General features: G+C 68.5%; 2 pseudogenes. One reads left to right on the forward strand and one right to left on the reverse strand.

Going from position 1 to position 813, the window contains the following annotated elements:
* Positions 1-416, reverse strand: a pseudogene (locus tag A5624_RS22955) (hypothetical protein); the annotation flags it as partial.
* A 113-nt stretch (positions 417-529) separates the two neighbouring features.
* On the opposite strand from A5624_RS22955, the pseudogene A5624_RS22960 reads away from it, so the two are divergent.
* Positions 530-813, forward strand: a pseudogene (locus tag A5624_RS22960) (hypothetical protein); the annotation flags it as partial.

The following is an 813-nucleotide window of genomic DNA, read 5'->3' on the forward strand; positions in this document are numbered from 1 at the left end:
CACCGCTCGGCCGGAATCTTGAGCCGTGTCGCCTCCCCGGCGGAGGTCAGGACCAGCGCCGCGCCCTGGTCGACCATGTTGTTGGAGTTCATCAGCTTGGTGTAGGGCCAGCTGATCATGCGGTTCTGCGGACCGGCGCTGCGGATCTCGTCGGCGCTCGACGGCTTGCGGATCCAAGCGTTCGGGTTGTCCACCGCGACGGCGTTGAACCGGGCCCACAGCGCCCCGATGCGCTCGAGGTGATCGTCGATCGACTCGCCGTTCGCGATCCGCAGCGCCTCCTCGAACAGCGGATAGACGTAGGCGGGCCGGTCCAGGGAGATCCTGATCTCGGCGTCACCGGCCATCGGGACGTCGTCGCCGCTGATTTCGGCCATCGGGACCGAGTGGTCCTGCTCGGTCCACACCAGCTTGGCGTCCTGTCCGCCCCGGCCGACACCGTCTAGCGGTCGAGCCCGCAGCGCCACCCCGCGGGCGCCACGGCGAGGCCCGACGGGACCAGATCCATAGCCACGCTAAATTCGTTCCCATGAGCGTCGACCCCACGACCCCGGTGTTGATCGGCTACGGCCAGGTCAACCATCGCGACGAGATCGACCCGGAAGGCCGCTCGGTCGAGCCGATGGACCTGATGGTGGCCGCGGCCGAGCAAGCCGCCGACCCCGCGGTGATCCAGGCCGTCGACTCCATTCGCATCGTCAACATCCTGTCGGCCCAATACCGCGACCCGGGCCTGTTGCTCGGCCAGCGGATCGGGGCGACGGACTTCAGCACGCTGTACAGCCCCGTCGGGGGCAACGTGCCACAGTCGCT

The organism is Mycobacterium sp. 1482292.6 (genome assembly GCF_001672995.1).
Classification (GTDB): domain Bacteria; phylum Actinomycetota; class Actinomycetes; order Mycobacteriales; family Mycobacteriaceae; genus Mycobacterium; species Mycobacterium europaeum_A.